Source organism: Microbacterium shimangi (assembly GCF_043556445.1).
In the GTDB taxonomy this organism is placed as follows: domain Bacteria; phylum Actinomycetota; class Actinomycetes; order Actinomycetales; family Microbacteriaceae; genus Microbacterium.
The window spans coordinates 194,495-219,322 of the sequence record NZ_JBIGII010000003.1 but is presented as its reverse complement, the minus strand read 5'-3'; the positions used below and the strand labels follow the sequence as shown (position 1 = coordinate 219,322).

At 69.6% G+C, this 24,828-nt stretch carries 23 protein-coding genes; 17 read left to right on the top strand and 6 right to left on the bottom strand.

All coding sequences use genetic code 11. The features are described from left to right. Nucleotides 1-4: 4 nt before the first annotated feature. On the bottom strand, nt 5-301 hold the full coding sequence (locus ACFXQA_RS02725) for a DUF4229 domain-containing protein (protein ID WP_394518254.1): 297 nt from the start codon (nt 299-301) through the stop codon (nt 5-7). A 64-nt stretch (nt 302-365) separates the two neighbouring features. Between ACFXQA_RS02725 and ACFXQA_RS02720 the strand changes: the two genes are divergently transcribed. The 3 genes from ACFXQA_RS02720 to ACFXQA_RS02710 all read left to right on the top strand — a co-directional run bounded on the left by ACFXQA_RS02720 (nt 366) and on the right by ACFXQA_RS02710 (nt 3,588). Then, nucleotides 366-785 (top strand): PLD nuclease N-terminal domain-containing protein, encoded by a 420-nt coding sequence (locus ACFXQA_RS02720; protein ID WP_394518253.1) that lies wholly within the window; start codon nt 366-368, stop codon nt 783-785. A 7-nt stretch (nt 786-792) separates the two neighbouring features. Next, on the top strand, nt 793-2,613 hold the full coding sequence (gene menD, locus ACFXQA_RS02715) for a 2-succinyl-5-enolpyruvyl-6-hydroxy-3-cyclohexene-1-carboxylic-acid synthase (RefSeq protein ID WP_394519069.1): 1,821 nt from the start codon (nt 793-795) through the stop codon (nt 2,611-2,613). Nucleotides 2,614-2,733: 120 nt separating this feature from the next. Then, nucleotides 2,734-3,588 carry a PPK2 family polyphosphate kinase gene (locus ACFXQA_RS02710; RefSeq protein WP_394518252.1) on the top strand — a complete coding sequence of 285 codons (855 nt, stop codon included), beginning with the start codon at nt 2,734-2,736 and terminating at the stop codon, nt 3,586-3,588. Nucleotides 3,589-3,590: 2 nt separating this feature from the next. Here ACFXQA_RS02710 and ACFXQA_RS02705 read toward each other — a convergent pair whose 3' ends face one another. Next, nucleotides 3,591-4,877 carry an isochorismate synthase gene (locus ACFXQA_RS02705; RefSeq protein WP_394518251.1) on the bottom strand — a complete coding sequence of 429 codons (1,287 nt, stop codon included), beginning with the start codon at nt 4,875-4,877 and terminating at the stop codon, nt 3,591-3,593. A 119-nt stretch (nt 4,878-4,996) separates the two neighbouring features. Here ACFXQA_RS02705 and ACFXQA_RS02700 point away from each other — a divergent pair, with 119 nt between their 5' ends. The 7 genes from ACFXQA_RS02700 (at nt 4,997) to ACFXQA_RS02670 (ending at nt 13,678) form a co-directional block, all read left to right on the top strand. Beyond that, nucleotides 4,997-5,572 carry a DUF402 domain-containing protein gene (locus ACFXQA_RS02700; protein ID WP_394518250.1) on the top strand — a complete coding sequence of 192 codons (576 nt, stop codon included), beginning with the start codon at nt 4,997-4,999 and terminating at the stop codon, nt 5,570-5,572. 22 nt (nt 5,573-5,594) lie between these two features. Then, nucleotides 5,595-6,311 (top strand): demethylmenaquinone methyltransferase, encoded by a 717-nt coding sequence (locus ACFXQA_RS02695; protein WP_394518249.1) that lies wholly within the window; start codon nt 5,595-5,597, stop codon nt 6,309-6,311. 33 nt (nt 6,312-6,344) lie between these two features. After that, on the top strand, nt 6,345-7,409 hold the full coding sequence (locus ACFXQA_RS02690) for a polyprenyl synthetase family protein (protein ID WP_394518248.1): 1,065 nt from the start codon (nt 6,345-6,347) through the stop codon (nt 7,407-7,409). An 87-nt stretch (nt 7,410-7,496) separates the two neighbouring features. Continuing rightward, entirely contained in the window at nt 7,497-8,870 is a 1,374-nt protein-coding gene (locus tag ACFXQA_RS02685) for an FAD-dependent oxidoreductase (RefSeq protein ID WP_394518247.1), read from the top strand. 232 nt (nt 8,871-9,102) lie between these two features. Continuing rightward, complete coding sequence (locus tag ACFXQA_RS02680; RefSeq protein WP_394518246.1) at nt 9,103-9,933, top strand: endonuclease domain-containing protein; 831 nt, start codon at nt 9,103-9,105, stop codon at nt 9,931-9,933. A gap of 172 nt (nt 9,934-10,105) precedes the next feature. Beyond that, nucleotides 10,106-11,092: an alpha/beta hydrolase gene (locus ACFXQA_RS02675; RefSeq protein WP_394518245.1), complete on the top strand. Its 987-nt coding sequence runs from the start codon at nt 10,106-10,108 to the stop codon at nt 11,090-11,092. 183 nt (nt 11,093-11,275) lie between these two features. Next, nucleotides 11,276-13,678, top strand: a complete 2,403-nt coding sequence (locus ACFXQA_RS02670) for a metallophosphoesterase family protein (protein WP_394518244.1) — start codon at nt 11,276-11,278, stop codon at nt 13,676-13,678. A 43-nt stretch (nt 13,679-13,721) separates the two neighbouring features. Here the strand turns inward: ACFXQA_RS02670 and ACFXQA_RS02665 are convergent, their stop codons facing one another. The 3 genes from ACFXQA_RS02665 to ACFXQA_RS02655 form a co-directional block, all read right to left on the bottom strand. Continuing rightward, the gene (locus ACFXQA_RS02665) at nt 13,722-14,291 is read right to left on the bottom strand and encodes a hypothetical protein (protein WP_394518243.1); all 570 of its coding nucleotides are present in this window, start codon (nt 14,289-14,291) and stop codon (nt 13,722-13,724) included. Between the two features lie 12 nt (nt 14,292-14,303). After that, nucleotides 14,304-15,467: a zinc-dependent alcohol dehydrogenase gene (locus ACFXQA_RS02660; RefSeq protein ID WP_394518242.1), complete on the bottom strand. Its 1,164-nt coding sequence runs from the start codon at nt 15,465-15,467 to the stop codon at nt 14,304-14,306. A gap of 127 nt (nt 15,468-15,594) precedes the next feature. After that, nucleotides 15,595-16,230 (bottom strand): NADPH-dependent F420 reductase, encoded by a 636-nt coding sequence (locus ACFXQA_RS02655; RefSeq protein ID WP_394518241.1) that lies wholly within the window; start codon nt 16,228-16,230, stop codon nt 15,595-15,597. Between the two features lie 106 nt (nt 16,231-16,336). Here ACFXQA_RS02655 and ACFXQA_RS02650 point away from each other — a divergent pair, with 106 nt between their 5' ends. The 4 genes from ACFXQA_RS02650 to ACFXQA_RS02635 are packed head-to-tail and all read left to right on the top strand — an operon-like array spanning nt 16,337 to nt 19,161. Then, nucleotides 16,337-17,134, top strand: coding sequence for a sulfite exporter TauE/SafE family protein (locus ACFXQA_RS02650; protein WP_394518240.1), 798 nt, complete (start codon nt 16,337-16,339; stop codon nt 17,132-17,134). A 36-nt stretch (nt 17,135-17,170) separates the two neighbouring features. Next, nucleotides 17,171-17,620, top strand: coding sequence for an FAS1-like dehydratase domain-containing protein (locus tag ACFXQA_RS02645; RefSeq protein WP_394518239.1), 450 nt, complete (start codon nt 17,171-17,173; stop codon nt 17,618-17,620). Beyond that, on the top strand, nt 17,617-18,021 hold the full coding sequence (locus tag ACFXQA_RS02640) for a MaoC/PaaZ C-terminal domain-containing protein (protein WP_394518238.1): 405 nt from the start codon (nt 17,617-17,619) through the stop codon (nt 18,019-18,021). Before ACFXQA_RS02645 ends, ACFXQA_RS02640 begins: the two co-directional genes overlap by 4 nt. A gap of 3 nt (nt 18,022-18,024) precedes the next feature. After that, the gene (locus ACFXQA_RS02635) at nt 18,025-19,161 is read left to right on the top strand and encodes a UDP-N-acetylmuramate dehydrogenase (protein ID WP_394518237.1); all 1,137 of its coding nucleotides are present in this window, start codon (nt 18,025-18,027) and stop codon (nt 19,159-19,161) included. A 50-nt stretch (nt 19,162-19,211) separates the two neighbouring features. On the opposite strand, the gene ACFXQA_RS02630 is transcribed toward ACFXQA_RS02635, so the two are convergent. After that, nucleotides 19,212-20,411, bottom strand: coding sequence for a pyridoxal phosphate-dependent aminotransferase (locus tag ACFXQA_RS02630; protein WP_394518236.1), 1,200 nt, complete (start codon nt 20,409-20,411; stop codon nt 19,212-19,214). Nucleotides 20,412-20,558: 147 nt separating this feature from the next. Here ACFXQA_RS02630 and ACFXQA_RS02625 point away from each other — a divergent pair, with 147 nt between their 5' ends. The 3 genes from ACFXQA_RS02625 to ACFXQA_RS02615 all read left to right on the top strand — a co-directional run bounded on the left by ACFXQA_RS02625 (nt 20,559) and on the right by ACFXQA_RS02615 (nt 24,778). Beyond that, entirely contained in the window at nt 20,559-21,383 is an 825-nt protein-coding gene (locus ACFXQA_RS02625) for a PRD domain-containing protein (protein ID WP_394518235.1), read from the top strand. A 63-nt stretch (nt 21,384-21,446) separates the two neighbouring features. Continuing rightward, nucleotides 21,447-23,321 carry a beta-glucoside-specific PTS transporter subunit IIABC gene (locus tag ACFXQA_RS02620; protein ID WP_394518234.1) on the top strand — a complete coding sequence of 625 codons (1,875 nt, stop codon included), beginning with the start codon at nt 21,447-21,449 and terminating at the stop codon, nt 23,319-23,321. Beyond that, the gene (locus ACFXQA_RS02615) at nt 23,318-24,778 is read left to right on the top strand and encodes a glycoside hydrolase family 1 protein (RefSeq protein ID WP_394518233.1); all 1,461 of its coding nucleotides are present in this window, start codon (nt 23,318-23,320) and stop codon (nt 24,776-24,778) included. The genes ACFXQA_RS02620 and ACFXQA_RS02615 overlap by 4 nt, the downstream gene beginning before the upstream one ends. The last annotated feature ends 50 nt before the right edge of the window (nt 24,779-24,828 follow it).

Sequence of the window (24,828 nt, the reverse complement as noted above, 5' to 3'; positions counted from 1 at the left end):
GGGGTCACCCGTCGGCGTCGCGACGGGCGTCGTCTGCGGCGTCTTCGGTGTCGGCGTCGCGCTGCGACTCGCGGGCGGCGTCGGTGCGCTCCGCGCGACGCTCGGCGAGGCCGCCGGCGATGGTCTCGCGGGGGCGACGCAGGAACAGCACCGACAGGCTGAGCCCGATCAGCGCGGCGAAGATCGCCGCGAGCCAGTAGAGCCCTTCTTGGAAGACCGGGAACAGCATCAGCACACCGAACGGCACCAGGAAGGCGAGAAGCCGCAGCACGGTGAAGAGGAGGGCGGAGCGGACGCGCATCGGGCCATTCTAGATCGGCACCGGCGCAAGGCCGACTGCCAGACGACGCGCCTAGGATAGAGGGATGACGAGAGTGCTGCTCATTCTGGCGCTCGTGGCTGCCGCTTTCTGGGTGTACACGATCGTCGATTGCGCTCTGCAGCCCCCGACCCGCCACCGCGGTGTGAGCAAGGGCGTCTGGATCGCGATCACGATCCTCCTCCCCGTTCTCGGCGGCATCCTGTGGTTCGCGATCGGCCGCGGCCGCGTGTCGACGACTCTCTTGCGACGCGCCCCCGACGACGATCCCGATTTCCTCGGCACCATCGGCTCGATCAGCGATCAAGACGAGCGCATCCGCCGGCTCGAAGAAGAGCTCGCCCTGCTCGACTCGGAGTCGGCCGACCCGCCGGTGCCGCCCGTCGATCCGGGCAGCATCCCTCCCGCAGAGAAACCTACTGACGACGACGGCGACGCCCGCGGTCAGCGCGGCGCCGTCGGTTGACATGACGATGTCGGCTGACGCGATGGCGTCGGGCGCCCCGCGAGGCGCGACGGGCGCTGCGGCCTCACCGGCGACCGACGCGGCCGCCGCCCTGCTCGGCGCACTCGTCGCGGGGGGTGTCGAGCACATCGTGCTCAGCCCGGGCTCGAGGTCTCAGGCGCTCGCCCTCGTGGCCGCCGAGCTGGAGCGAGCGGGCTTGGTGCGGCTGCACGTGCGGATCGACGAACGCGTCGCCGGCTTCACCGCGCTCGGCATCGGTCGCGAGACGCGAAGCCCGGCCGCGGTCATCTGCACCTCCGGCACGGCGGTGGCGAACCTTCTGCCCGCCGCGCTCGAAGCGCACCACTCCGGTGTCCCGCTGCTGCTGTTGACCGCCGACCGACCGCCGGAGCTGCGGGGCGTGGGGGCGAATCAGACCACTCGTCAGCCCGGCATGTTCGCCCAGGCGGTGCGGCTCGAGCTTGACGCTCCCGTTCCCGAAGAGACAGACGACATCGGCGAAGGAGCTCAGACGCGGATGCTGCGCGACCTCGCCGCCGAGGCGCTCGCCGCTGCGCGCGGTGACGGTCGGCCCGCCGGCCCCGTACACCTCAACCTGCCGTATCGCGAGCCGCTGGGCGGACCGGTGCCCGCGTGGCTCGCCGCGCCCGCCGCCCCGGTGACGCCCGACGACGTCAGCGATGTTCCCGACACGTCGGGTGCGCTCTATCAGGGCGGCGGGGGCATCGGCGATGCGGATGCCGCGCCCGCCGTCGACGCCACGGTGCGGCTCGCCCGCGGACTCCGCACGGTCGTCGTGGCGGGAGCCGACGCCGGCCCCGCGGCCGAAGACCTCGCGCATCTCGGCGGCTGGCCGCTCGTCGCCGAGATCGTCAGCGGCGCACGGTTCGGGCGTCACCTGGTGCACGGGTACCGAGCCCTGCTGCGCGATCCCGCACTCGGCGGCGCGATCGAGCGGGTGGTGGTGTTCGGTCATCCGACGCTCAGCCGCGAAGTCACGCAGCTGCTCTCCCGTGTCGATGTCGAGGTGGTCGCCCTTCGCGGACCGGGCGAACCCCTGAACCTCAACGGCACCACGACCACCGTCGACGCCGTCACGGTCGCCGCCGGTGAGCCGGATCGCGAATGGCTCGGCGGCTGGATGAGGGCGTCGCGCGACGCAGCGGTCGATCTCTCACCTCTCGCTCCCGATGCCGACGGCCTCGCGTCGGCCGTGCCGCGCGAGCGCCTCGATGCGCTCGCCACCGAGGTCGCGGCGCTGCGTGCTCCGCTGGACCGAACCGCTCTCGTCGACGCGGTATGGCGGGCGACCTGGCCGCACGATCGGCTCGTCTTCGGCTCATCGCGGCTGGTGCGGGTGGCTGACACCGTGCTCGGTGGCAAGAAGGTGCCGGTGCACTCCAATCGCGGTCTTGCCGGCATCGATGGCACCATCGCCACCGCGACCGGGGTGGCGCTCGCCAGCCAGATCGACGGGCGCCCTGGCGTCACGCGTGTGCTGCTCGGCGATCTCGCCTTCCTCCACGACGTGGGCGCACTCCTGTCGCCCCCCGGCGAGACCGAGCCCCGGTTGCAGATCATCGTCGGCAACGACGGCGGCGGCACGATCTTCGACGGCCTCGAAGTGGCGGCCGTGGCCGAGACGTCGACGATGGACCGCGTGCTCTACACCCCCCAGTCGGTGCGGTTCGAGCAGCTCGCCCTCGCCTACGGCTGGGAGTACCACCGTGTCACCACCCGCTCGGCCCTCGATCAGCTGCTGACCGCACCCGCGGCCGCGCGCCAGCTGATCGAGATTCCGCTGCCCCGCTGGCCCGCTCTTCGCTGAGAATCCGTCGCGCGGCCGAGACTCGCTGCGGCGCGCTGGTTTTCGGACGCAGCGCCAAGTTCAGCCGAGCGCACCGCGTGCGGGATGGCGCGGCGCCCGGCATCGGCGGAGGATGGACCGATGAGCGCACACGGATGGACCACGCCCGCCCGCGACGCCCTGCGCGTCGGGGCCGGATTCCGCCTGGCGGGTCTCGACCCCCGCGACACCCCCGGGTACGAGGGGTCGAAGTCGACGGGCGCCGCCGATCTCGCAGTCGGCGTTCCCCGCCTCGACGATCTGCAGGAGCGCCTCTTCGCAGAGAGTGTGGCAGGCACGGCGACGGGGTCGGTGCTGCTGGTGCTGCAGGGCATGGACACCTCCGGGAAGGGCGGCATCGTGCGGCACGTCGTCGGAGCGGTCGACCCGCAGGGCGTCGAGCTCGCCTCGTTCAAAAAACCGACGCCCGAAGAGCTGCAGCACGATTTCCTCTGGCGCATCGCCAAGCGGCTCCCGTCGCCCGGCAAGATCGGCGTGTTCGACCGCTCGCACTACGAGGACGTGCTGATCGGGCGGGTCAGGAGCCTCGCCGAGCCTGACGAGATCGAACGGCGCTACGGGGCGATCGAGCGTTTCGAAGCGGATGCAGCGGGGCGCGGCATCCGCGTCGTCAAGGTCATGTTGCACATCTCGAAGGACGAGCAGAAGGCCCGACTCACCGAGCGGCTGGAGCGGCCGGAGAAGCACTGGAAGTACAACCCGGGCGATGTCGACGAACGAGAGCTCTGGGACGACTACCTGGCGGCGTACCAGGTGATGCTCGAGCGCACCTCCACCGAGACGGCACCCTGGTTCGTCGTGCCCGCCGACCGCAAGTGGTTCGCGCGGCTCGCGGTGCAACGGCTGTTGCTGTCGGCTCTCGCCGACATCGACCCCCAGTGGCCGGTCGCCGATTACGACGTGGCTCGAGAGAAGCAGCGTCTCGCGGCTTCGTGAACTCAGGCGAGGGCTTCGACGATCGGCCGGAACTTCACCCGGGTTTCGAGCAACTCCGATTCCGGATCGCTGCCCGCCACGATGCCCGCACCGGCGTAGGCCGTGAGCGGGATCGCGTCGCCGCCCGGCAGCGAAGCGGCGGTGTCGAACTGCGCGCAGCGCAACGCGATCGCCCACTCTCCGTCGCCCGCCGCGTTCACCCAGCCGACCGCGCCGGCGTAGCGGCCACGGTCGAACGGCTCGAGCCGCCGGATGATCTCGACCGCGGTGCGAGTGGGGGTTCCGGCGACCGCGGCCGTGGGATGCAGGGCCTCGAGCAGGTCGAGTGACGAGGCGGCATCCGACAGGACACCCTCCACGTCGGTCGCGAGGTGCCAGACATTCGGAAGCTTCAGCGTGAACGGCTGCTCGGCGGCCGCCAGCGCGCTGGTGTGCGGGCGGAGCGAGGCGAGCACGCTCTGCACGGCGAATCGGTGCTCGTCCTGGTCTTTCGGACTCGTGGCGAGGGCGACGGATGCTGCGGCGTCGGAGTCGACGTCGGCTCCGCGCGCGGTCGTTCCCGCGAGTACGCGAGCGGTCACGGTTCCCCCCGACACGGTCACGAGCGTTTCGGGGCTGGCGCCGATGAGGCCGTCGACGGCGAAGATCCAGCAGTCGGGGTAGCCCGAGGCGAGCGAGCGCACCAGCCGCCGCAGATCAGCGCCGACCGGGGCCGTGCCGACGAGATCGCGCGCGAGCACGACCTTGTCGACCTCGTGTCGTTCGATCGCGCCGAGCGCTTCGCGGACCGCGGCCTGGTAGGCGTCGGGCCCCATCGCGCCGGGGCCGAGGGTGGCCGACCAGTGCGGACCGTAGGGAACGCGCGCCGGCAGGATGGGCGGCTCGTCGTCGACGACCGAGTCGGCGAGGCTGATGCGGGTCACCCACGAGCGGTCCCCGCGGCGCCCGACGACGATCCAGGGCACGGTGAGGGTACTCGGCCGCGATGACTGCGGATCGAAGGTGAACGACCCGAGGGCGATCAGTCCGGTGCCGGGGAGGCCGACGGGGTCGTCGATCTCGGCCGAGGCCGCGATCTCGCGCCACCGATCTGCGACGAATCGGGCGGGGGCACCGACGCCGGTGGGCGCCTGCAGGTCGAAGGTCGACCCGAACGCGGCGAGCGAGGCTTCGCGGCGGCTCCAGAACGCCGGGGCGTACGACGGGGTGAACGCCAGGACGTCTTCGACGGTCTCGATCTCCCGCGTCACCACGCGCAGGCGAGGGGAGGGGAACGCGGCCGTGCTCACAGCATCCAGCCTACGACCGGGGGCCTTCGCGCGACCGCCGAACGATCGTCGTCGAGACGTCGGGTCCGCGGCGCGGGGGGTGTGGCGGGGGCATCGACGCCCCGTCATAGACTGCGATCATGGCGACTCGACCGGCACCCGGCACCCGTCTCGTGTTCCGCTGGCGCAAGTGGGACGCCTCGCCGCACTGGGAGCACGACTGCATCTATCTCGGCTCAGACGAGCACGGCGACTGGTTCGGCCAGTTCGCCGGCTGGGAGAGCCACCGGCCTGGTCGAGAGGTGATCGCGAGCGCCGCGAACGTGACGCTCCTGCCGCCGGGCGGCGAGTGGGTGTTCACGGCCAACGAGGCTCCTCACCGCACGCGGGTCTACATCGACCTCGCGTGGGACGCACGGTGGGATGAGGGGAAAGACGGTGGGGAGCCGACCGGCATCGACATGGACCTCGACGTCGTCGAGCAGAGCGACCGCGGTGTCTGGATCGATGACCGCGACGAGTGGGACGAACACCGCGTGCAGTACGGGTACCCCCTCGACATCGTGGAGCGGCTCGAATCGGTCACCCTCGACCTCGAAGCCCGCGTGGGTCGCCGCGAAGCACCGTTCGACGATGCCACCATCGCCCGGTGGCTCGCCCGCACCGCAGAGTTCCGCGGATCGTTCGACGACGAGGCACTGCCGTCTGCCCGTTGATGGCGCGCCCTACACTCGGAGCATGACCCCCGAGCCGAACCGCGCCGACCTCGGCAAGGACCCGGCCCGCGTCAGCGGAATGTTCGACCAGGTCGCCGCCGGCTACGACCGGACCAACACCGTGCTCAGCCTCGGCAACGACCGGTTCTGGCGCGTCGCCACCACTCGGGCAGTGGCTCCTCGCCCCGGGCAGCGCATCCTCGACCTCGCCGCGGGCACCGCCACCTCGAGCGCAGCGCTCGCCCGCAGCGGTGCCGACGTCGTGGCAGCGGATTTCTCCCCCGGGATGCTCGCCGAGGGCAAGCGGCGCCACGGCGGCATCGCCAACCTCTCGTTCGTCCAGGCCGATGCGACCGATCTGCCGTTCTCGGCCGGCGAGTTCGACACCGTCACGATGTCGTTCGGGCTCCGCAATGTCATCGACCCGAAGAAGGCGCTCCGGGAACTCCGCCGCGTGACCAAGCCGGGCGGACGCATCGTCGTGTGCGAGTTCTCGCACCCGCCGTCGGCCGCCTTCCAGGGGCTCTACCGCTTCTACAACGACCGCATCCTGCCGTTCGTCGCCCGCACGGTCAGCTCGAACACCGAGGCGTACGACTACCTCAACGAGTCGATCCGCGCCTGGCCCGACCAGCCCACCCTGGCCGCGTGGATGCGCGACGCCGGCTGGTCGCAGGTGGAGTATCGCAACCTTTCGATGGGTATCGTCGCCCTCCACCGAGGAACGAACCCGTCATGAAGAGCCCACACCACCGCACGGTAGGCTGACACGGTGACCCCGGGACCTTCCGCTATGGGCTCGCGTCTCATCGCGGGCAAGCCGGGCCTCGCCGACCGCATCTTCGCGGGGGTGCGGTCACGCAGACTGCTCTCGACCGTCGAAGAAGGCCTCGCCCGCGTCGAAGCCAGCCTCGCTCGCGAACTGCGAAACGCCGACAGCCTCGCCGATGCGACGGGCCGCTACCTCTACGAGGCGGGCGGCAAACGCATCCGTCCGATGCTCGCGATCCTCACCGCGCAACTGGGTGAGGGAACGACCGACGACGTCGTCGAAGCCGCCGCCGCGCTCGAGATGACGCACCTCGGCTCGCTCTACCACGACGACGTCATGGACGGCGCAGACGTGCGTCGTGGCGTTCCCAGCGCGCAGACGGTGTGGGGCAACAACATCGCGATCCTCACCGGCGACCTGCTGTTCTCCCGCGCGAGCCAGATCATGGCTCGGCAGGGAGAGCGGGCGATCCGGCTGCAGGCCGATACGTTCGAGCGCCTCGTCCTCGGCCAGATGCACGAGACCGTCGGTCCACAGGAGGGCGACGACCCCGTGGCCTTCTACCTCGACGTGCTCTCCGACAAGACCGGCTCGCTCATCGCCACCGCCGCAGAGGCGGGCGTCGTCTTCTCGCACGGTCCCGTCGAGTACGAAGCGGCCATGCGTTCGTTCGGCGAAAAAGCGGGCGTCGCCTTCCAGTTGCTCGACGACGTCATCGACCTTTCGGCCGATCCCAGCGAGACCGGCAAAGTGCCCGGCACCGACCTCCGCGCGGGAGTGCCCACCATGCCGTACCTGCTTCTCGGCGAGCGGACGGATGCGGCGTCCCGCGCCCTCCGCGGAGGCATCGATGAAGGCGTCGCCCGCATCGCCGAAGGTGCCGACGCCGCTCTCCTCGACGGCCCGCTGGCGAAGCTCCGTGATCACGACGCCACCCGCGACACCCTGCGCCTCGCGCACGAATGGTCCCAGAGCGCGATCGACGCGCTGGCACCGGTGCCCGACGGAGCGGTGCGCGAGGCGCTCACCCGCTTCGCGCAGGCCGTCGCCGACCGCTCCAGCTAGCTTCCGACCCCACCGCCGGACACCCGGTCCCTGAGCTTGTCGAGGGGGCAGGGACCGGCTCTTCGCACACGACCCCGAGGGACACACATGACGAAGCTCAGGCTCGCCATCGTGGGTGCCGGCCCCGCCGGAATCTACGCCGCAGACATCCTCCTCAAGGCCGAGCGCGCGTTCGACGTGTCGATCGACCTCTTCGAGCAGCTCCCCGCGCCCTACGGCCTCGTCCGGTACGGGGTCGCCCCCGACCACCCCCGCATCAAGGGCATCATCACGGCGCTCCGCGAAGTGCTCGACAGCGGCGACATCCGTCTGTTCGGCAACGTGCGCTTCGGCGACGACATCACCCTCGACGACCTCAAGAAGCACTACAACGCCGTCATCTTCTCGACCGGGGCGATCCGCGACACCGCCCTCGACATCCCCGGCATCGATGCCGAGGGCTCCTACGGCGCCGCCGATTTCGTGAGCTGGTTCGACGGGCACCCCGACGTTCCCCGCGAATGGCCGCTGGATGCAGCATCCGTCGCCGTCATCGGCAACGGCAACGTGGCGCTCGACGTGACGCGCATGCTGGCCAAGCACGCCGACGACCTGCTGCCCACTGAGATCCCCGAGAACGTCTACGAGGGCCTCAAGGCCTCGCCCGTCACCGACGTGCACGTCTTCGGCCGGCGCGGCCCCGCACAGGTGAAGTTCACCCCCCTCGAACTGCGCGAACTCGGCGAGCTGCGCGACGTCGACATGGTCGTCTACGACGAGGACTTCGATTACGACGACGCGTCGCGAGCCGCGATCGCGAGCAACAAGCAGGTCATGGTCATCGACCGCGTGCTGCAGTCGTGGCGCAAGCGCCCGGCCGTCAACAACCAGGGCGGCGAAGCATCGCGGCGCCTCCACCTGCACTTCTGGGCCAAGCCCGTCGAGCTCAAGACCGACGACGCCGGCCGCGTGTCGTCGTTCGTCTACGAGCGCACCCGGCCCAACGCCGAGGGCGGCGTCGAGGGCACCGGCGAACTGCGCGAGGTACCGATCCAGGCGCTCTACCGCGCCGTCGGCTACTTCGGCTCGCCGCTCGCCGACGTGCCCTTCGATGAGCGACACGGCGTCATCCCCAACCGCGAGGGGCAGGTGCTGCACCCCGACTCGAACGAGCCCGTACCCGGCGTCTACGCGACCGGCTGGATCAAGCGCGGGCCCGTGGGCCTGATCGGCCACACGAAGTCCGACGCGATGGAGACCGTGCGCCACCTCATCAACGACGTCGGTCAGTGGTGGCAGCCGGAGGATCCGTCGGAGCAGGCAGTCGTAGAGCTGTTGGCCTCGCGCGGCGTGCGCTGGACCGACCTCGACGGCTGGCACCGCCTCGACGAGCACGAGATCGCGCTCGGCGCGCCCCACGAGCGCAAGCGCATCAAGGTCGTGCCCCGTGACGAGATGGTGCGGGTCTCGCGCGGCGAGTAGCGCCCGCGAGCGCTTGCGCCGGCGCCTCTGGACGGCGGCTGCGGAGGAGAATTCGATTTCGGAGGGCGGATTCCCGAGATCCCACCTCCGAAGCTGAATTCACCTCCGCAGTTGCAGAGCGGATGCTGCGCAGCCGAGCGTGCGCTCCTCCCCCGGGCGGTGCGGCGGAGGCGTCCTCCCCAGGATTGAGCGCGCGGCCGACACGAACCTGCGGTCGAGCGACCATCGGTCCATGCTGAGCGCGAGACACGTCGTCGAATCCGCCGGGGGAGTCGCCCCGACATCCGCCCTGGTCGATGCCCACGTCGGACGCGCCGCTGTCGATCGTGCGTTGGCGTGCGGCGAGTTGGTCAGGGTCCGTCGCGGGTGGATAGCGACCGCGACAGCCGACCCGCTCCTCGTGGGGGCTGCACGCGCGGGCGTCGTCCTGTCGTGCGTGACCGAGGCCCGTCGACGCGAGCTGTGGGTGCTCGACGACGATCACCTTCCGCACGTGGCTGCACCCGCCCATTCCGGCCGTGCGAGCACCGCCGGGGCACTCGTGCACTGGTCGACACCGGTGGTTCCCCGCAATCCTGGCGCGCTGACCGACGAGATCGAGAACGTGCTGGCGCTCGTCGCCTTCTGTCAGCCACACGAGGCGGCCCTCGCGATCTGGGAGTCGGCCTTGCGCAAGGGACTCGTCGATCTTCGCGCCATGAGGCGCCTCGACCTCCCGCCCGCGGCGCGGCGTCTCTGCGACGAGGCCGACCCGTTCGCCGACTCGGGGCTCGAGTCTCTCGTGGTGCCGCGTCTGCGGTGGATGCGGCTGCCTCTGCGCCGCCAGATCTGGATCGTCGGGCGCCCGGTCGACCTCCTCATCGGCGATCGCCTCGTGCTGCAGATCGACGGTGGGCACCATGTCGGTGCGCAGCGCGAAGCCGACATCGCTCATGACACCGAGTTGGCGTTGCGCGGGTACCACGTCATTCGCGTCGGATACCGCGCGATCATCGACGATTGGCCGGCCGTGCAGTCGCGCATCATGCGCGCGGTGGCGCAAGGGCTGCACCTCGCGGCGTGAGGCCGGGCGAACGTCAGCTGCCGGCGCACTGTCGGAGGAGAATTCAGCTTCGGAGGGGCCCATTCGCAGACCCGCTCCTCCGAAGTTGATTTCTCCTCCGCAGGTGCGGCAGTGCAGCAGGTGCGGCAGGTGCGGCAAGGGCGGGAGGGGAGGTGCCCCGTATGCTGACGCCATGAGCGAGGCGTGGGTGCCCGACATCCTCGGAGCGGGCTTCGAGCAGTCGACCCTGCCGCTGGGCGCCGACGACGACGGCGCCGAGTTGGTGGCCACGGTGGTGCGCAGCATCCCTCACCCCTTCGCTCGGCTGGCGGGCGCGCTGCGCGATGTCGACGTGCTCTACGTGCACGGGTGGTCGGACTACTTCTTCCAGACCGAACTCGCGCGGTTCTGGACCGACAGGGGCGCACGGTTCTATGCGCTGGACCTGCGCTGCTACGGGCGCAGCCTCCGCCCCGGACAGGTCGCCGGCGACGTGCGGTCGTTGGACGACTACGACGTCGACATCGCCGCGGCGCTCGCCGCTGCCGGGCATGACATGGCGAGACCGGATGCGGAGAACCGCCGCAAGCTCGTCGTGCTCGGTCATTCGACCGGCGGCCTCATCCTCACCCTCTGGGCGGCACGCCACCCGGGGGTCGCCGACGCGGTGATCCTGAACAGTCCGTGGCTGGAGCTGCAGGTCGGCGCCGTGGGGCGACAGGCGATCGCACCCCTCGTGAACGCCCGAGCTCGATTCGACCCGTACGGGGCGCAGCCGGTCGTCGACCTCGGCTTCTACACGCGAGCCCAGCGCGAGGTGCAGTCCCTCCCCGAGTCGCCGGAGGGGTGGCGCCCGCCGCAGGGATTCCCCACGCACCCCGCCTGGCTCGCCGCGATCCTGGAGGGGCACCGACGGGTCGCGCTCGGCGTCGACGTCGGTGCGCCGGCTCTCGTGCTGCTGTCCGCGCGTTCGATTCTGCCGACGACGTGGAACCCCGGCATGACCGGGGCGGACTCGGTGCTCGTCGTCGATGACATCGCCCGAAGCGCGACGCGCATCGGGCGGACCGTCACGATCGCGCGCGTCGATGGGGCGCTGCACGATGTGTTCCTCTCGCGCGCCGAACCGCGCGCCCGGGCGTACACGGCCCTCGACTCGTTTCTGCGAACCGTCGACTGATCGCTCTCGCCGGTGGGCCGTGCCGCCTTGATAATCCGTATTATCAAGGCCCTGCGTTCACCGGTGCGTCGCTTCGACGACACCCGCTGTTCGCGCCGGGGAGGGGGTCACGGCCAATTCGGGCCGCCACGGTTGAAGCAGCTGCGCGTTGCTGCGCGCGTCCCGACGACGAGAGGCCCCACCGTGAGACCCCTGAAGTACCGCCGGACCACTATTGCCGCGACCGGAGTGCTTCTGTGCGCTGCGCTCGCGACACCCCTGCTCCCCGCCACTGCGGCAGACCCCGCGGCCGATTCCGCCGAGGCGCGGATGGGCCAGACCGACCCGGTCGGCACCTTGCCGCTGCTGAGCGACCCGTTCCTGCAGATCCCCAGCGCCGATTCGGTCAACGTCGTCTGGAACACCGAGTACGCGGGTACCGCGAACGTCGTCCTCGTCGGCGAGGGAGTCGCACGGCTGACCGCCGAGAAGGCGCGCGATGCCGCAAAGGGCGCCGTCTTCCCGGACGTCCGGGTCGTCTCCGCCGACAGCAAGAAGTTTTCGCGCATGGTGGAGGACTACCAGTCGCGTCTGCCCGCCGACCGTCTTCCCGCGATCTCCGATGGCATCGTCGAGCGCGACGTCTGGCGGCATGAAGCCGTCGTCGACGGACTGAAGGCCGGCGAATCCGCCCCCTACCGGGTCGTCTCCATCGACGGCGAGGGCTTCGTCGCCTCTGGCACGTTCTCGCTCGCGCCCCTTCCCGCGGCCGGCGACGACCTGCGGATCCTCCTCACCAGCGACCACCAGGCGATGGCGAACACCCCGGCCAACCTGCAGAAGGCCGCCGAGACGATCGGCGAGATCGACGCCGTCTTCCTCGCGGGAGACCTCGCGAACCAGCCCGACCGCGCATCGGAGTGGTTCGACGACACCCGCGGGAGTGCATTCCTCTCGACGCTGCAGGGCAACGGCGGCCGCCTGAGCACGGGCGGTCAGGAATTCGTCGGCGGGGAGATCATCCAGAACGCGCCGCTGTACCCGGCGATCGGCAACCACGAGGTGCAGGGTCGTATGGACGGCGCGGCCACCATCGGCGGGGGCTACGGAATGCCCGTACCCGTCGACGTCGCCGAAGCCGAGTATGAGAAGGTCGCCGCCGAGGTGAACCCCACGGGGGATGCCGAGATCAAGGCGCGGTGGATGGATGACAACTCCTTCAGCACGACCACGTACGAGGAGATGTTCACGCTCCCCGAGGACTCACCCGGCGGCGAGACCTATTACGCCACCACCTTCGGCGACGTTCGGCTGATCACGCTCTACTCGACGCGCGCCTGGCGGGGCGTCACGGCGAATCCCGTACCGGCCGACCGCGTCACGAGCAGCCGCTACCAGGAGACGGCCGCCAGCCTCTCCGACCCGCTCGCGCAGGGATACGGCGAGCACGTGTTCGAGTCGCTCGAAGAGGGATCCGAGCAGTACGAGTGGCTGCAGGACGAGCTCGCGAGCTCGGAGTTCGAAGACGCGCGCTTCCGCGTCGTCATGCTGCACGAGGGTCCGCAGGGCCTCGGCGACAACATCATGCCGCACTTCTCTGACCCTGAGCGCATCGAGGAGAAGGACGCGGAGGGCAACGTCATCGGAGTGCGTTACGAGTACAAGCCCGAGGACAACATGCTGCTGAAGGACCTCACCCCCCTCCTCGAAGAAGCCGGCGTCGACCTCGTCCAGAACGGCCACTCGCACCTGTGGAACCGTTTCAAGTCGGAGAACGGCGTGAACTACCTCGAGACGTCGAACACCGGCAACACCTACGGCGCATTCCACGAACTGAGTGGCAAGACGCGCCCCCTGCCCCCTGAGCCATGGAACGCCTCGAACTACATGAGCATCGGCAACCCCGGTGGCCTCGAGCCGATCGTGCCGAACGTGAAGCCCTTCACCACCGCCGACGGCGTCCCCGAGCCCTATGTGCAGAGCAACGACCTCGCGGTCTTCGCCATGCTCGACACGGCCGAGAACAAGGTCGTCAGCTACGCGTACGACGTGAAGACCCCCGGGGTCGAGCCCTGGATCATCGATGAGTTCTCGCTCGGTCGCGAAGCGGCCGAGCCGGAGGAGCCCGAAGAGGAGAACCCGGGCGAAGAGGAGCCCGAAGAAGAGAACCCCGAAGAAGAGAACCCGGGCGAGAACCCCGGCGACGACGAGCCCGTGCTCGCCCCGCGCGTGACGCTGACGGCATCGTCGGTCACCGCCGGCGGCACCCTCTCGGTCGACGCATCGGGCTTCGCGGCGGAGAGCGACGCACGTGTCGAGCTCCGGTCGACGCCCGTGACTCTCGCGATGGCGGAGACCACGGCGACCGGCACGCTGCGAGCGACGGTCACCATTCCGGCATCGACCCCGGCCGGTGCGCACCGCATCGTCGTGACCGACGCCGACGGCAACACCGCGGCGGCGACGCTGACGGTGACCGCTGACGGTTCGCTGGCTGTCACCGGTTCGGAGCCGGTGGCTCTGTGGATCGTCGCGGCGGCGGCGGGCCTGATCGTGGTGGGCGCGGTCGCGTTCATCGCGGTGCGCCTGCGTCGCCGACGCGCCTGAGTTGAGTCGCGGAGGGGAGGGCGCGCTCGCGCCCTCCCCTCCGTCACGCCCGGCGGGCCAGGCGCCGCAGTACGCGGATCACGGCCCAGGCGCCCAGCACCCAGGGCCCGGCGACGAGGATCGGGTCGATCCACGCGTGCCGGAGGTCTACCCGCCCGCGGCCGAAACGCGAAGCCACGGGTCGTCGCCCGATCTCGCCCAGCACGCTGGTCTCGGTGAGGGGGTTGTCGGGGTGAAAGGTGAGGAACGAGCGCACGTGGGCGCCTGTCGCGTCGACGCGGTCGGCGGCGATGAGCAGCAACCAGTGCGCCGCCCGTGCCTCGCTGAAGCGGGCATAGGCGTATCGACGGATCGCTCCGGACACGCCGTGCAACGGCTGCGCGGTCCCGAACACCGGGGTGAGGAACGCGTGCTCGATCGACCGCTCGCGCGGGGTGTTCTCGGGCTGGCGCTCGGGGAAGTCCCAGTGGGCGCCCGTCCCTTCGGGGTCGAACCGCTCCTGCGGGTAGGCCGGGCGATCGGCGTGGTCGAGATCGACGCCCCAGCCGGGGATGCGGGCACGCAGCTCGTCGGAGGAGGGATTCGGATGCTTCTTCTTCGCGGTGTAGGCCATGGTCGGTCCTCCTCAGGAAGCGCGGGGCGTGACGGCGTTCGGGGTCACGACCGTCTTGATGTTGTCATCGAGTTTCGACGAGAACATGTGGTACCCCTCGGCGATGTCGTCGAGGGGGATGCGGTGGGTGATCAGCTCGCGCGGCGAGATGATCCCCTCGCGGATGTGCTCGAGCAGCCGCGCCCACTGGCGCTTCACCGGAGCCTGGTTGGTGCGGATCGTGAGCCCCTTGTTGACCGCGTCGCCGAACTTGACGGCGGTGTGGATGGGTCCGTACGCGCCCATGACCGAGACGTTGCCGCCCTTGCGCACCGCGTCGATGGCCCAGTTCAGCGCGATGGGCGAGCCGCCCTGCAGTTTGAGCTTCGCTCCGGTGAGGTGCTGCAGGAAATGCCCGTCGGCCTCGGCACCCACGGCATCGATGACGACGTCGGCGCCGATGTGGTCGGTGAGCTTCTTCAGCAGCACCACGATGTCTTTGTGCTCGCCGAAGTTGTACGTCTCGGCGAACGCGAACGTGCGGGCCTTCTCGAGGCGGTAGTCGAGATGGTCGATGACGATCACTCGGCCGGCGCCCATCAGCCAGGCCGAGCGCGCGGCCGACAGCCCGACCGGGCCCGCCCCGAACACGACCACCGTGTCGCCCTCGACGATGTCGCCGAGCTGAGCACCGAAGTAGCCCGTGGAGAAAGCATCCGTCAACATCAGCGCATCTTCGTCGTGCAGCCAGTCGGGGATGATGGCGGGCCCGACGTCGGCGAACGGCACGCGCACGCGTTCGGCCTGCCCGCCGTCGAAGCCGCCCGCGGTGTGGGAGTAGCCGTAGATACCGCCGACCGCCGTCGCGTTGGCGTTGACGTTGTGACAGTTCGAGTACAGCCCGCGCGCGCAGAAGAAGCACGAGCCGCAGTAGATGTTGAAGGGCACCATGACCCGGTCGCCCGGCTTCAACGACTGCACCGAGGAGCCCACCTGCTCGACCGTGCCGATGAACTCGTGACCGAACGTGTGGCCGACGCGGGTGTCGGGGAGCAGGCCGTGGTACAGGTGGAGGTCGGATCCGCAGATCGCGGCGAGCTCCACGCGTACGATGGCGTCGTTCGGGTGCTCGATGCGGGGGTCGGGCTTCTCTTCGACGCGCACCTTGTAGGGGCCGCGGTAGACCATGGCTTTCATCGGTCCTCCTTCGATCCGTCCCACCGTGCGGGGCGCGACGGCGATCCCCCGAGGGGGTTGCGCGAGGCGGAGGGGGCATGAGGAGACCCCGCCGCCCAGGTCGGGTTGCGGGGTCTTCTTCGCCGGTTCAGCGTGTGGCGCGGGCCAGATTCGCCTCGAGCTCGGAGCGGTTCTGCGGCACGACGTAGGCGGGCTGGTCGCGCTCGACACGCCAGCTGTCGGCCAGCGGGCCCACGTTCACGGTGTCGAAACCGAACTCGTCGTAGATCGAGGCCACGAGGTCGGATGCTTCGGAGAAGTCACTCGCGGTCGCAAGAGCCCGGCGGTCGGGGGTGCCCGCCGGAGCGCCGTCGGTGAGGATCGTCTGGCTGGTGATGTGGTTGAAGGCCTTGGCCACCTTCGAGGTGGGCAGGTGCTCTTGGAGCATGCCGGCGGTCGTCGCCTTCTTCTCCTCGAGCACGGGGATACGGCCGTCGCGCTCCCAGTAGTAGTTGTTCGTGTCGAGCACGATCTTTCCCGCGAGGGGTTCGACCGGCACCTCCTGGTACGCCTTCAGGGGCACCGTCACGATGACGAAATCGCCGTACGCAGCCGCCTCCTCGGCGGTACCGGCCGTGGCGCGGTCGCCGAGCTCGGCGACCAGATCGGTCAGTGTCTCCGGCCCTCGCGAGTTCGCGATCTTGACGTCGTAACCGCGCTCGACGAGACCGCGAGCGAGAGTGGATCCGATGTGGCCTGCGCCGATGATTCCTACCTGTGTCATGCCCGGGACAACGCGGCTGTGGCGGCGGGCTATTCCCCCGCGGTGCTCTGCACGACCCGCCGAGTGGCGAGGCTCGCCCACCGGGCGTCGTATTCTTTACGACGTGATGACCACTCCCACCCCGCCGCGTCGTGGGACCCGATTCATCGTGACATGCCTTTTCGTCGGGCTTCTCGCAGGCCTTCTCTCCGGTCTTTTCGGGGTGGGCGGCGGCACGGTGATCGTTCCGCTCCTCGTGCTCATCCTCGGTTTCGACCAGCGGCTCGCGGCGGGCACCTCTCTCGCGGCGATCGTGCCGACAGCATCCGTCGGGGTCATCTCCTACGCGGTGCACGGATCGGTGGCGTGGATTCCCGCACTGATCCTCGCCGTCGGCGCCGTCCTCGGCGCCCAGGTCGGCACATGGCTCCTTCCGAAGGTCTCGCAGACGGCGCTCCGCTGGGCGTTCGTCGCCTTTCTCGTCGTCGTCATCGTGAGCCTGTTCTTCATCATCCCGTCGCGCGATGCCGAGCTCGAGGTGACGTGGCTGACCGGCGCGGGGCTCGCGGTGCTGGGCGTGATCACGGGCGTCCTGGCCGGGCTCCTGGGAGTGGGCGGCGGCATCATCGTCGTACCCGCCCTCATGCTGCTGTTCGGCACCAGCGACCTCATCGCCAAGGGCACCTCGCTGCTCATGATGATCCCCACGGCGATCTCGGGAACGGTCGGCAACCTCCGACGCAGCAACGTCGACCTGCGCGCCGCCGCTCTCATCGGCGTCGCCGCGTGCACGACGACAGCGGTCGGAGCATGGTTCGCGACCCTCGTCGATCCTTTCGTCGGCAACATCCTCTTCGCCGCCTTCCTGGTGTTCATCTCGGTGCAGATGGCGATGAGGGCGATCCGCGGACGACGCCAGGGCTGACCCGAGCCATGCCGACCCGGCTCGTAGGATAGAGCTGTGCCCGTGAACCCCGATCTGGTCGGCCGTGTCTTCCCGCCGACCCCGCCCTACCTGGTAGGACGCGAGAAGGTGCGCGAGTTCGCCCGTGCCGTCTTCGCCGATGCCCCGCAGCACGTCGATCCGGAGGCCGCCCGCGCTCTGGGCTACGCCGATGTCGTCGCCCCGCCGACCTTCGCGATGGTCGTGCAAGACCTCACGCTGCAGCAGTTGCTGGCCGAGCCCGAATCGGGGATCGAATTGTCGCACCTCGTCCACGCCGAGCAGCGCTTCCGGTACACCCGGCCCATCGTGGCAGGCGACGAACTGCGGGCGACCCTGACGGTCGGCGGTATCCGCACCCTCGGGGGTAACACCCTGGTGACCAGCGACGCCGAGATCACCGACGCCGAAGGCGCGCACGTGGTCACCGCCACGAGCGTACTCCTCGTGGGGCAGGGGGCGGCATGACCGATCTCACCGTCGGCGACGTGGTCGCCGAACGTTCGGTGCACCTCACCCGCGAATCGCTCGTGCGCTATGCGGGGGCGTCCGGAGACTTCAACCCCATCCATTACCGCGACGACATCGCCGTTTCGGTGGGCCTCCCCGGGGTGCTCGCCCACGGAATGTTGACGATGGGGATCGCCATCGGCACCCTCGAGTCCTGGCTCGGCGACCCGGCGCGCGTCGAGGAATACGGCGTGCGTTTCACCCGGCCCGTGCTCGTCGACCCCGAGGCGGGCGCCGACGTGCACGTCACCGCGAAGGTGGGTGCCGTCGACGACGCGACCGCCCGTATCGACCTCACCGTCACCGCTGCCGGAACGACCGTCCTGGGCAAAGCCCAGGTGCGCGTGCGGCTCGTCTGACGCATGCCAGAGATCGAACCCGTCGCGCTGGCCCGCCTGACGACTCTTCGCACCGGTGCCGCGCCCACGCGGATGTTCGAGGCCGACACCGTCGACGAACTCATCGCCGAGCTGCGTGCCGTGTGGGCGGCGGGGGAGCCGTGGCTGGTGATCGGGGGTGGATCGAACCTCTTCGTCGGCGACGAGCCCTTCGAAGGAACCGTCGTGCGCGTCCGCACCTCGGGCATCGAGCAGCTTCCCGGATCCCGACCCGGCACCGTTCGCTTGCGGGTGCAGGCCGGGCACGACTGGGATGACCTGGTCGCGTACGCCGTCAGCCGAGGGTTCGCCGGAATCGAGGCGATGTCGGGCATCCCCGGCACCGTCGGCGCCGCTCCCGTGCAGAACGTCGGCGCCTACGGGCAGGAGATCGTGCAGACCCTGGCCGAGGTCGAGTTGATCGACGAGGCCACCGGCGACGTCTCGGTGGTCACCGCCGCCGATCTCGGCCTCGGCTTCCGCACGTCGGTGCTCAAGCATCACTACGGCTCGGTCCCCGATCGTCCCGCCGTCGTGCTCTCGGTCACCCTCGAGCTCACCGATGTCGGCTCGGGCGAGTTTGCGGTGGCCGGTGAGCAACTGAGGGCCGCTCTCGGGCTGGGTCCCGAAGCATCCGTCTCGCTCGAGTGGATTCGCGACCACGTGCTCGCGACCCGGGGGCGCAAGGGCATGGTGCTCGACGCCGACGACCCCGACACGTGGAGCGCCGGGTCGTTCTTCCAGAACGCCATCGTGTCGGAGTCCTTCGCCAGGACGCTGCCGCCCGAGTGCCCGCGCTGGCCGCTCGCGCCCTACCTCGACCCGATCACGGTGATCCCCCTGACCGCGTTCGACGGGTTCGTGCCGCGTCCCGCGGCGGTGGTCTCGGAGGTCAAGGTGAGCGCCGCGTGGCTCATCGAGCACGCGGGTCTCGGCAAGGGTTTCTCGTTGCCGCGCTCGCGTGCCGGACTCTCGACCAAGCACACCCTCGCCGTGACCAACCGCGGGGGCGCCTCGGCGGGAGAGATCGCAGAACTCGCGCGCTTCACCCAGCAGCGTGTGCAGGCGGAATTCGGCCTGCTGCTGCAGCCCGAGCCGGTGCTGGTCGGCGTCGAGCTGTAACACCCGGCGGGCCCTTCGACAGGGTCAGGGACCGCTTGTGCGCCCGGATGCTACGAGAACAGCCGCTGCAAACGCTGCACGCCGTCGAGCAGCTGCGCATCTCCGAGGGCGTACGACAGGCGCAGGTACCCGCTCGGGCCGAAGGCCTCGCCGGGGACGACGGCCACCTCTGCCTCGTCGAGGATGAGGTCGGCCAGCTCGAGGCTCGTGGTCGGAGTCTTGCCCGCCCATTCGCGACCGAGAAGCCCCGTGACGTCGGGGTAGACGTAGAAGGCGCCGAGCGGATTCGGCACCGTGACACCGTCGATCTTCGACAGTTCGTCGACGATGAGGCGCCGTCGGCGGTCGAAGGCGAGGCGGAAGTCTTCGGCGGGCGTCTGGTCGCCGGTCAGTGCGGCGAGCGCGGCGCGCTGGGCGATGTTGTTGACGTTCGACGACAGGTGCGACTGCAGGTTCGCCGCGAGCTTCATCGCGTCGGCGGGTCCGACCATCCAGCCCACGCGCCATCCGGTCATCGCGTAGGTCTTGGCGACACCGTTGACGAGAATCGTCTGCTGCGCCAGCGCGGGCACGGCCTCGACGATCGACACGGCGCGGGCGCCCTCGTAGACGAGGTTCTGGTAGATCTCGTCGCTGATGACCCAGAGCCCGTGCTCGAGGGCCCACTCGCCGATCGCCTTCGTCTCCTCGGGTGTGTACACCGCTCCGGTCGGGTTCGACGGCGAGACGAAGACCAGCACCGTGGTGCGCTCGGTGCGCGCCGCTTCGAGCTGGGCGACCGTGACCTTGTAGTCCTGGTCGGCGCCCGCGAACACCTCGACGGGGGTGCCGTCGGCGAGGGCGATCGCCTCGGGGTAGGTGGTCCAGTAAGGGGCGGGGAGCAGAACCTCGTCGCCGGGGTTCACGACGGCCTGGAACGCCTGGTAGACGGCCTGCTTGCCGCCGTTCGTGACGACGACCCGCGAGGGGGCGACCTCGAGCCCCGAGTCGCGGAGCGTCTTCGCCGCGATGGCCTCGCGCAGCACCGGGAGCCCCGCGGCGGGGGTGTAGCGGTAGTTCGCGGGGTCGGCGAGTGCCTGGGCCGCAGCATCCACGATGAATTCCGGCGTCTGGAAGTCGGGCTCGCCCGCCGCGTACGAGATGACGTCGCGACCGGCGGCCTGCAGTCCTTTCGCCTTCGCGTCGACCTTGAGCGTCGCCGACTCGGCGATGGCGGAGAGCTTGCGGGAGAGGGGGGCTCGAGAGGTCACGCACCGAGCCTATCCGGGTGGTCTTCCCGCGGAAGGCCCGCCGCCCGCCGGGGAGATATGCTTGTCTCGGCTTGTTACCGCTCCGCGGGCAATACTCGGGTCTGATCACAGAGGATCAGGTCCTTTCGATATTTCCGAGGTATTGCCATGATCATCCGCCGCGTTCTGAACAACAGCGTCGTCGACGCGCTCGACGACGCCATGCGCGAAGTCATCGTGCTGGGCAAGGGCATCGGCTTCCATGCCAAGCCGGGCGATACCGTCGCGCCGTCGGCCATCGAGAAGGTGTTCCGGCTCGAAGACAGCGCGCAGGGCACGAACCTGGCGCGGGTGGCCGAGAACGTTCCCGCCGAGGTTCTCTCGGCGACCGGCGAGATCGTCGCGCACGCCCGCCGTGAACTGACCGAGAAGCTCAGCGATTCGATCTATCCCGCGCTCGCCGACCACTTGGCGTTCGCCATCGAGCGCGTCCAGCGAGACGTGAGCCTCGCCAGTGCACTCGACAGCGAGGTGCGCCGCTTCTATCCGAAGGAATACGCCGTGGCCGTCCGCGGTCTGGCGCTGGTGGAAGCGGCCACGGGCACTGCGATGCCCCCCGAAGAGGCCGCGAACATCGCCCTGCACCTGATCACCGCCGAGGTGGGCGGCGGCGACGGGTCGGCCGGACGGCTCACCCGCTTCACCCAGGACGTTCTCGACATCGTCCGCCTGCATTTCGGCATCTCGTACGACGAGGCCGACCCCGCCTATGCCCGCTTCGCGACCCACATCCGCTACTTCGCGCAGCGCGTGCTGTCGGGCACCGCCATCGACCGCGACGACCGCGAGCTGCTCGCGATCCTCCGTCGTCAACTTCCGAAGGTCTTCACCGGCGTCGACCGTATCGAGACGTACGTCGCCGACACCCATTCCCACGCGATGACCCCGACCGAGAAGGTCTACATCGCGATGCACGTGAGTCGCTTCGTCTGAACCGACTCCTCGGCGCGCCAGGATCGTCCGCGTCAGCCGCCACCTCATCGAGAAAGCTCGAAAATGAAATACACGAAGGATGCTGAGGCGATCCTCGCCGGCGTCGGCGGAGCCGAGAACGTCGAATCCGTTTATCACTGCATCACCCGGCTGCGCTTCTCCCTGAAGGACAACGCGAAGGCCGACGAGACGGCTTTGAAGGCCGTCCCCACGGTCGTCGGGGTCAACGACGCCGGCGGCCAGTACCAGGTCGTCATCGGCGACCGCGTGTCGGAGGTCTTCGAGGCGGTCGTCGCCCGTGAACCGCGCCTCGGGTCGGAGCCCGCGGCGTCGACCGAGAAGAAGGCGCGCGGGAACCCCGTGCAGCGTTTCTTCGATTTCATCGGCGGCGTCTTCGCCCCGATCCTCCCGGCGATCGCCGGTGCGGGGCTTCTGAAGGGGATCCTGGCGCTCCTGAGCTTCGCGGGCTGGATCGACGTCACCTCGGGCACCTATCTGGTGCTCAGTGCGATCGCCGATGCCGCGTTCTACTTCTTGCCCGTCCTCGTGGCGATGACCGCCGCCCGCAAGCTCGGCGCCAACCAGTACGTCGCCGTCGCGATGGCCGGGGTGCTGGTCTACCCCGCGCTGATCACCGCCCTCGGCTCGGGCGAGGCGATCGACTTCCTCGGGGCTCCGGTGACGGCTGTCACGTACTCCTATTCGGTGATCCCCGTCCTTCTCGGCGTCTACCTCATGTCGTGGGTCGAGCGAGGACTGAACCGGGTCATCCCGCGCATCATCCGGTTGATGGTGGTGCCGCTGATCACCCTCGTCGTGGTCACCCCGATCACCCTCCTCCTGCTCGGACCCATCGGCACCTTCGTCGGCAACGGCATCTCGGGCGGCATCACCTGGGGCCTGTCCAACGGCGGTCCGATCGCCGGCGCGATCATCGGAGCGCTCCTGCCGCTGATCATCATGACCGGCATGCACTACGCGCTGGTGCCCTTCATCCTGACGAACCTCGCGCAGACCGGTGTCGACAAGTTCCTTCCGCTGACCTACGTGCAGACCTTCGCCACCGCCGGCGCCGCCCTCGGCGTCGCGATCCGCGCGAAGTCGAAGACCCTCACGTCGCTGGCGTACTCGACGTCGTTCACCGCCCTCATGGGCGTCACCGAGCCTGCGCTGTACGGCCTCGTCGTGCCCCTGCGTCGCCCGCTCTACGCGACCATGATCGGTGGCGCCGTCGGCGGCGCGATCAGCCTCGGCTTCGGAGTCAACGCTTATGTCCTCGCGGGCAACGGCGGAATCCCGGGGCTCCCCGGCCTCGTCGGTGAGACGTTCGTGTGGGCGATCGTGGCCGTCGTGCTCGCGTTCATCGTCTCGCTCGTCATGACCCTCGTGCTCGGGTTCGACGAGTCCGCGTACGCCTCCGCCGCCGGTACTCCGGTGGAGGCGGCGAAGCCCTCGGCGACCGTCGTGGCGGGCACGACGGTCGCCTCACCGGTGTCGGGAAGACTCATTCCCCTCTCCGACGTGCCCGACCGCATCTTCGCGGACGGCGTGATGGGCCCGGGCGTGGCCGTCGTCCCCGCATCCGACGACATCATCGCGCCGGTCTCGGGGGAGGTCGTCGCGCTGTTCCCGACCAACCACGCGCTCGGCATCCGCACCGACGAGGGCGTCGAGGTGCTCATCCATGTCGGTATCAACACCGTGGCGCTCGAGGGGCGCGGCTTCGTCGCACACATCGCGCAAGGAGACCGCGTGTCGGCCGGACAGAAGCTGCTCACCGTTGACCTCGCCGAGGTCGGCAAGACCCACGACACCTCGGTGATCGTCGTCGTGACGGGTGGCTTCGAAGGCGCCGTCGTTCCGGTGGCATCGGGCTTCCTCGAGGCGGGGGCTCCCGCCTTCTCACTCGCACCGCAGGGCGCGGAGGTCGCACGGTGACCGCCGGCTTCTCGTCCGAATTCCTCTGGGGAGTCGCGTTCGCCGCGAACCAGGCCGAGGGTGCGTACGACGCCGACGGCAAGGGCCTCTCGCAGGCCGACGTCGTGCCGTTCGCCCGGCCCGGCGACTACGTCGAGTTGCACACGCTCATGAGTCCGACGCCGGAGCGGATCGCGCGGGCGGCAGCGACGTCTGACACGGCCGAGTACCCCAAGCGCCGCGGCTCGCACTTCTACGACCGGTGGGAGGAAGACGTCGAACTCTTCGCCGAGCTCGGCGTGCGTGCCCTGCGGATGTCGATCGCGTGGACGCGCATCTTTCCGAACGGCGACGACGATGAGCCCAACGAGGCGGGTCTCGCCTTCTACGAGCGTCTCTTCCGGCGGTTGCAGGAACGGGGTATCACGCCGGTCGTGACGCTGTCCCACTACGAGATGCCGCTGCACCTGGTCACCGCATACGGCGGATGGGTCGACCGCCGCGTCATCGGGCTCTTCGAGCGGTATGCCGAGACGGTGATGCGCCGCTACCGCGGGCTGGTGACCTATTGGCTGACCTTCAACGAGATCAATACGACCGTCATCGAGCCGTACACCGGTGGCGGGGTCGTCGACGACGGGTCGCCCGATCGCACGCAGCGGGCGTACCAGGCGCTGCACCACCAGTTCGTCGCCAGCGCCCTCGTGACCGCTCGGGCACGCGAGATCGATCCCGCATTCCGTGTCGGATGCATGCTGGCCCGGATGCTGCATTACCCCGCGACGTCGGATCCCGCCGATGTGCAGCAGGCCCAGCACGACAACGACATGAACCTGCTCCACACCGACGTGCAGGTGCGCGGGGCTTACCCGGGCATCGTGCGCCGGTACTGGCGTGAGAACGGCATCGAGGTCGCGATGGCAGCGGACGACGAGCGGATCCTCGCCGAGAACACGGTCGACTTCCTCTCGTTCAGCTACTACATGACCCTCGTGTCGGCGGTCGAGCCGGAGAAGTACGGGGCCACCGGCGGCAACCTCTTCAGCACCGTGAAGAACCCGCATCTCGAGACGTCGGAATGGGGGTGGCACCTCGATCCCATCGGTCTGCGCATCGCGCTCACCGACCTTTGGACGCGGTATCAGGTGCCCCTGTTCATCGTCGAGAACGGACTCGGGGCGACCGACCGCGTGGAGCCCGACGGCACGATCGCCGACGAGTACCGCATCGACTACCTGCGGCGCCACTTGCTGCAGGTGCGCGAGGCCGTGGCCGACGGCGTCGAGCTTCTCGGGTACACCGCCTGGGGTGGCATCGACATCGTCAGTGCCTCCACCTCGCAGATGGAGAAGCGCTACGGGGTCATCCACGTCGACCTCGACGACCAGGGGGCGGGGACCGCAGACCGTACCCGCAAGCAGAGCTTCTTCTGGTACCGCGATCTGATCGCCTCCGACGGCGCGACGCTCGACCGTTGACCCGGGCGGGGGTGTGCGCGCTCTCGGGCGGGCGCACCCCCGGCCCTTCC

What these genes read in the sequence shown, in the direction of transcription:
- ACFXQA_RS02725 (WP_394518254.1), bottom strand. Translation starts at nt 301, where the DNA reads ATGCGCGTCCGCTCCGCCCTCCTCTTCACCGTGCTGCGGCTTCTCGCC.
- ACFXQA_RS02720 (WP_394518253.1), top strand. Translation starts at nt 366, where the DNA reads ATGACGAGAGTGCTGCTCATTCTGGCGCTCGTGGCTGCCGCTTTCTGG.
- menD (WP_394519069.1), top strand. Translation starts at nt 793, where the DNA reads ATGTCGGCTGACGCGATGGCGTCGGGCGCCCCGCGAGGCGCGACGGGC.
- ACFXQA_RS02710 (WP_394518252.1), top strand. Translation starts at nt 2,734, where the DNA reads ATGAGCGCACACGGATGGACCACGCCCGCCCGCGACGCCCTGCGCGTC.
- ACFXQA_RS02700 (WP_394518250.1), top strand. Translation starts at nt 4,997, where the DNA reads ATGGCGACTCGACCGGCACCCGGCACCCGTCTCGTGTTCCGCTGGCGC.
- ACFXQA_RS02695 (WP_394518249.1), top strand. Translation starts at nt 5,595, where the DNA reads ATGACCCCCGAGCCGAACCGCGCCGACCTCGGCAAGGACCCGGCCCGC.
- ACFXQA_RS02685 (WP_394518247.1), top strand. Translation starts at nt 7,497, where the DNA reads ATGACGAAGCTCAGGCTCGCCATCGTGGGTGCCGGCCCCGCCGGAATC.
- ACFXQA_RS02680 (WP_394518246.1), top strand. Translation starts at nt 9,103, where the DNA reads ATGCTGAGCGCGAGACACGTCGTCGAATCCGCCGGGGGAGTCGCCCCG.
- ACFXQA_RS02675 (WP_394518245.1), top strand. Translation starts at nt 10,106, where the DNA reads ATGAGCGAGGCGTGGGTGCCCGACATCCTCGGAGCGGGCTTCGAGCAG.
- ACFXQA_RS02665 (WP_394518243.1), bottom strand. Translation starts at nt 14,291, where the DNA reads ATGGCCTACACCGCGAAGAAGAAGCATCCGAATCCCTCCTCCGACGAG.
- ACFXQA_RS02660 (WP_394518242.1), bottom strand. Translation starts at nt 15,467, where the DNA reads ATGAAAGCCATGGTCTACCGCGGCCCCTACAAGGTGCGCGTCGAAGAG.
- ACFXQA_RS02655 (WP_394518241.1), bottom strand. Translation starts at nt 16,230, where the DNA reads ATGACACAGGTAGGAATCATCGGCGCAGGCCACATCGGATCCACTCTC.
- ACFXQA_RS02650 (WP_394518240.1), top strand. Translation starts at nt 16,337, where the DNA reads ATGACCACTCCCACCCCGCCGCGTCGTGGGACCCGATTCATCGTGACA.
- ACFXQA_RS02640 (WP_394518238.1), top strand. Translation starts at nt 17,617, where the DNA reads ATGACCGATCTCACCGTCGGCGACGTGGTCGCCGAACGTTCGGTGCAC.
- ACFXQA_RS02635 (WP_394518237.1), top strand. Translation starts at nt 18,025, where the DNA reads ATGCCAGAGATCGAACCCGTCGCGCTGGCCCGCCTGACGACTCTTCGC.
- ACFXQA_RS02625 (WP_394518235.1), top strand. Translation starts at nt 20,559, where the DNA reads ATGATCATCCGCCGCGTTCTGAACAACAGCGTCGTCGACGCGCTCGAC.
- ACFXQA_RS02620 (WP_394518234.1), top strand. Translation starts at nt 21,447, where the DNA reads ATGAAATACACGAAGGATGCTGAGGCGATCCTCGCCGGCGTCGGCGGA.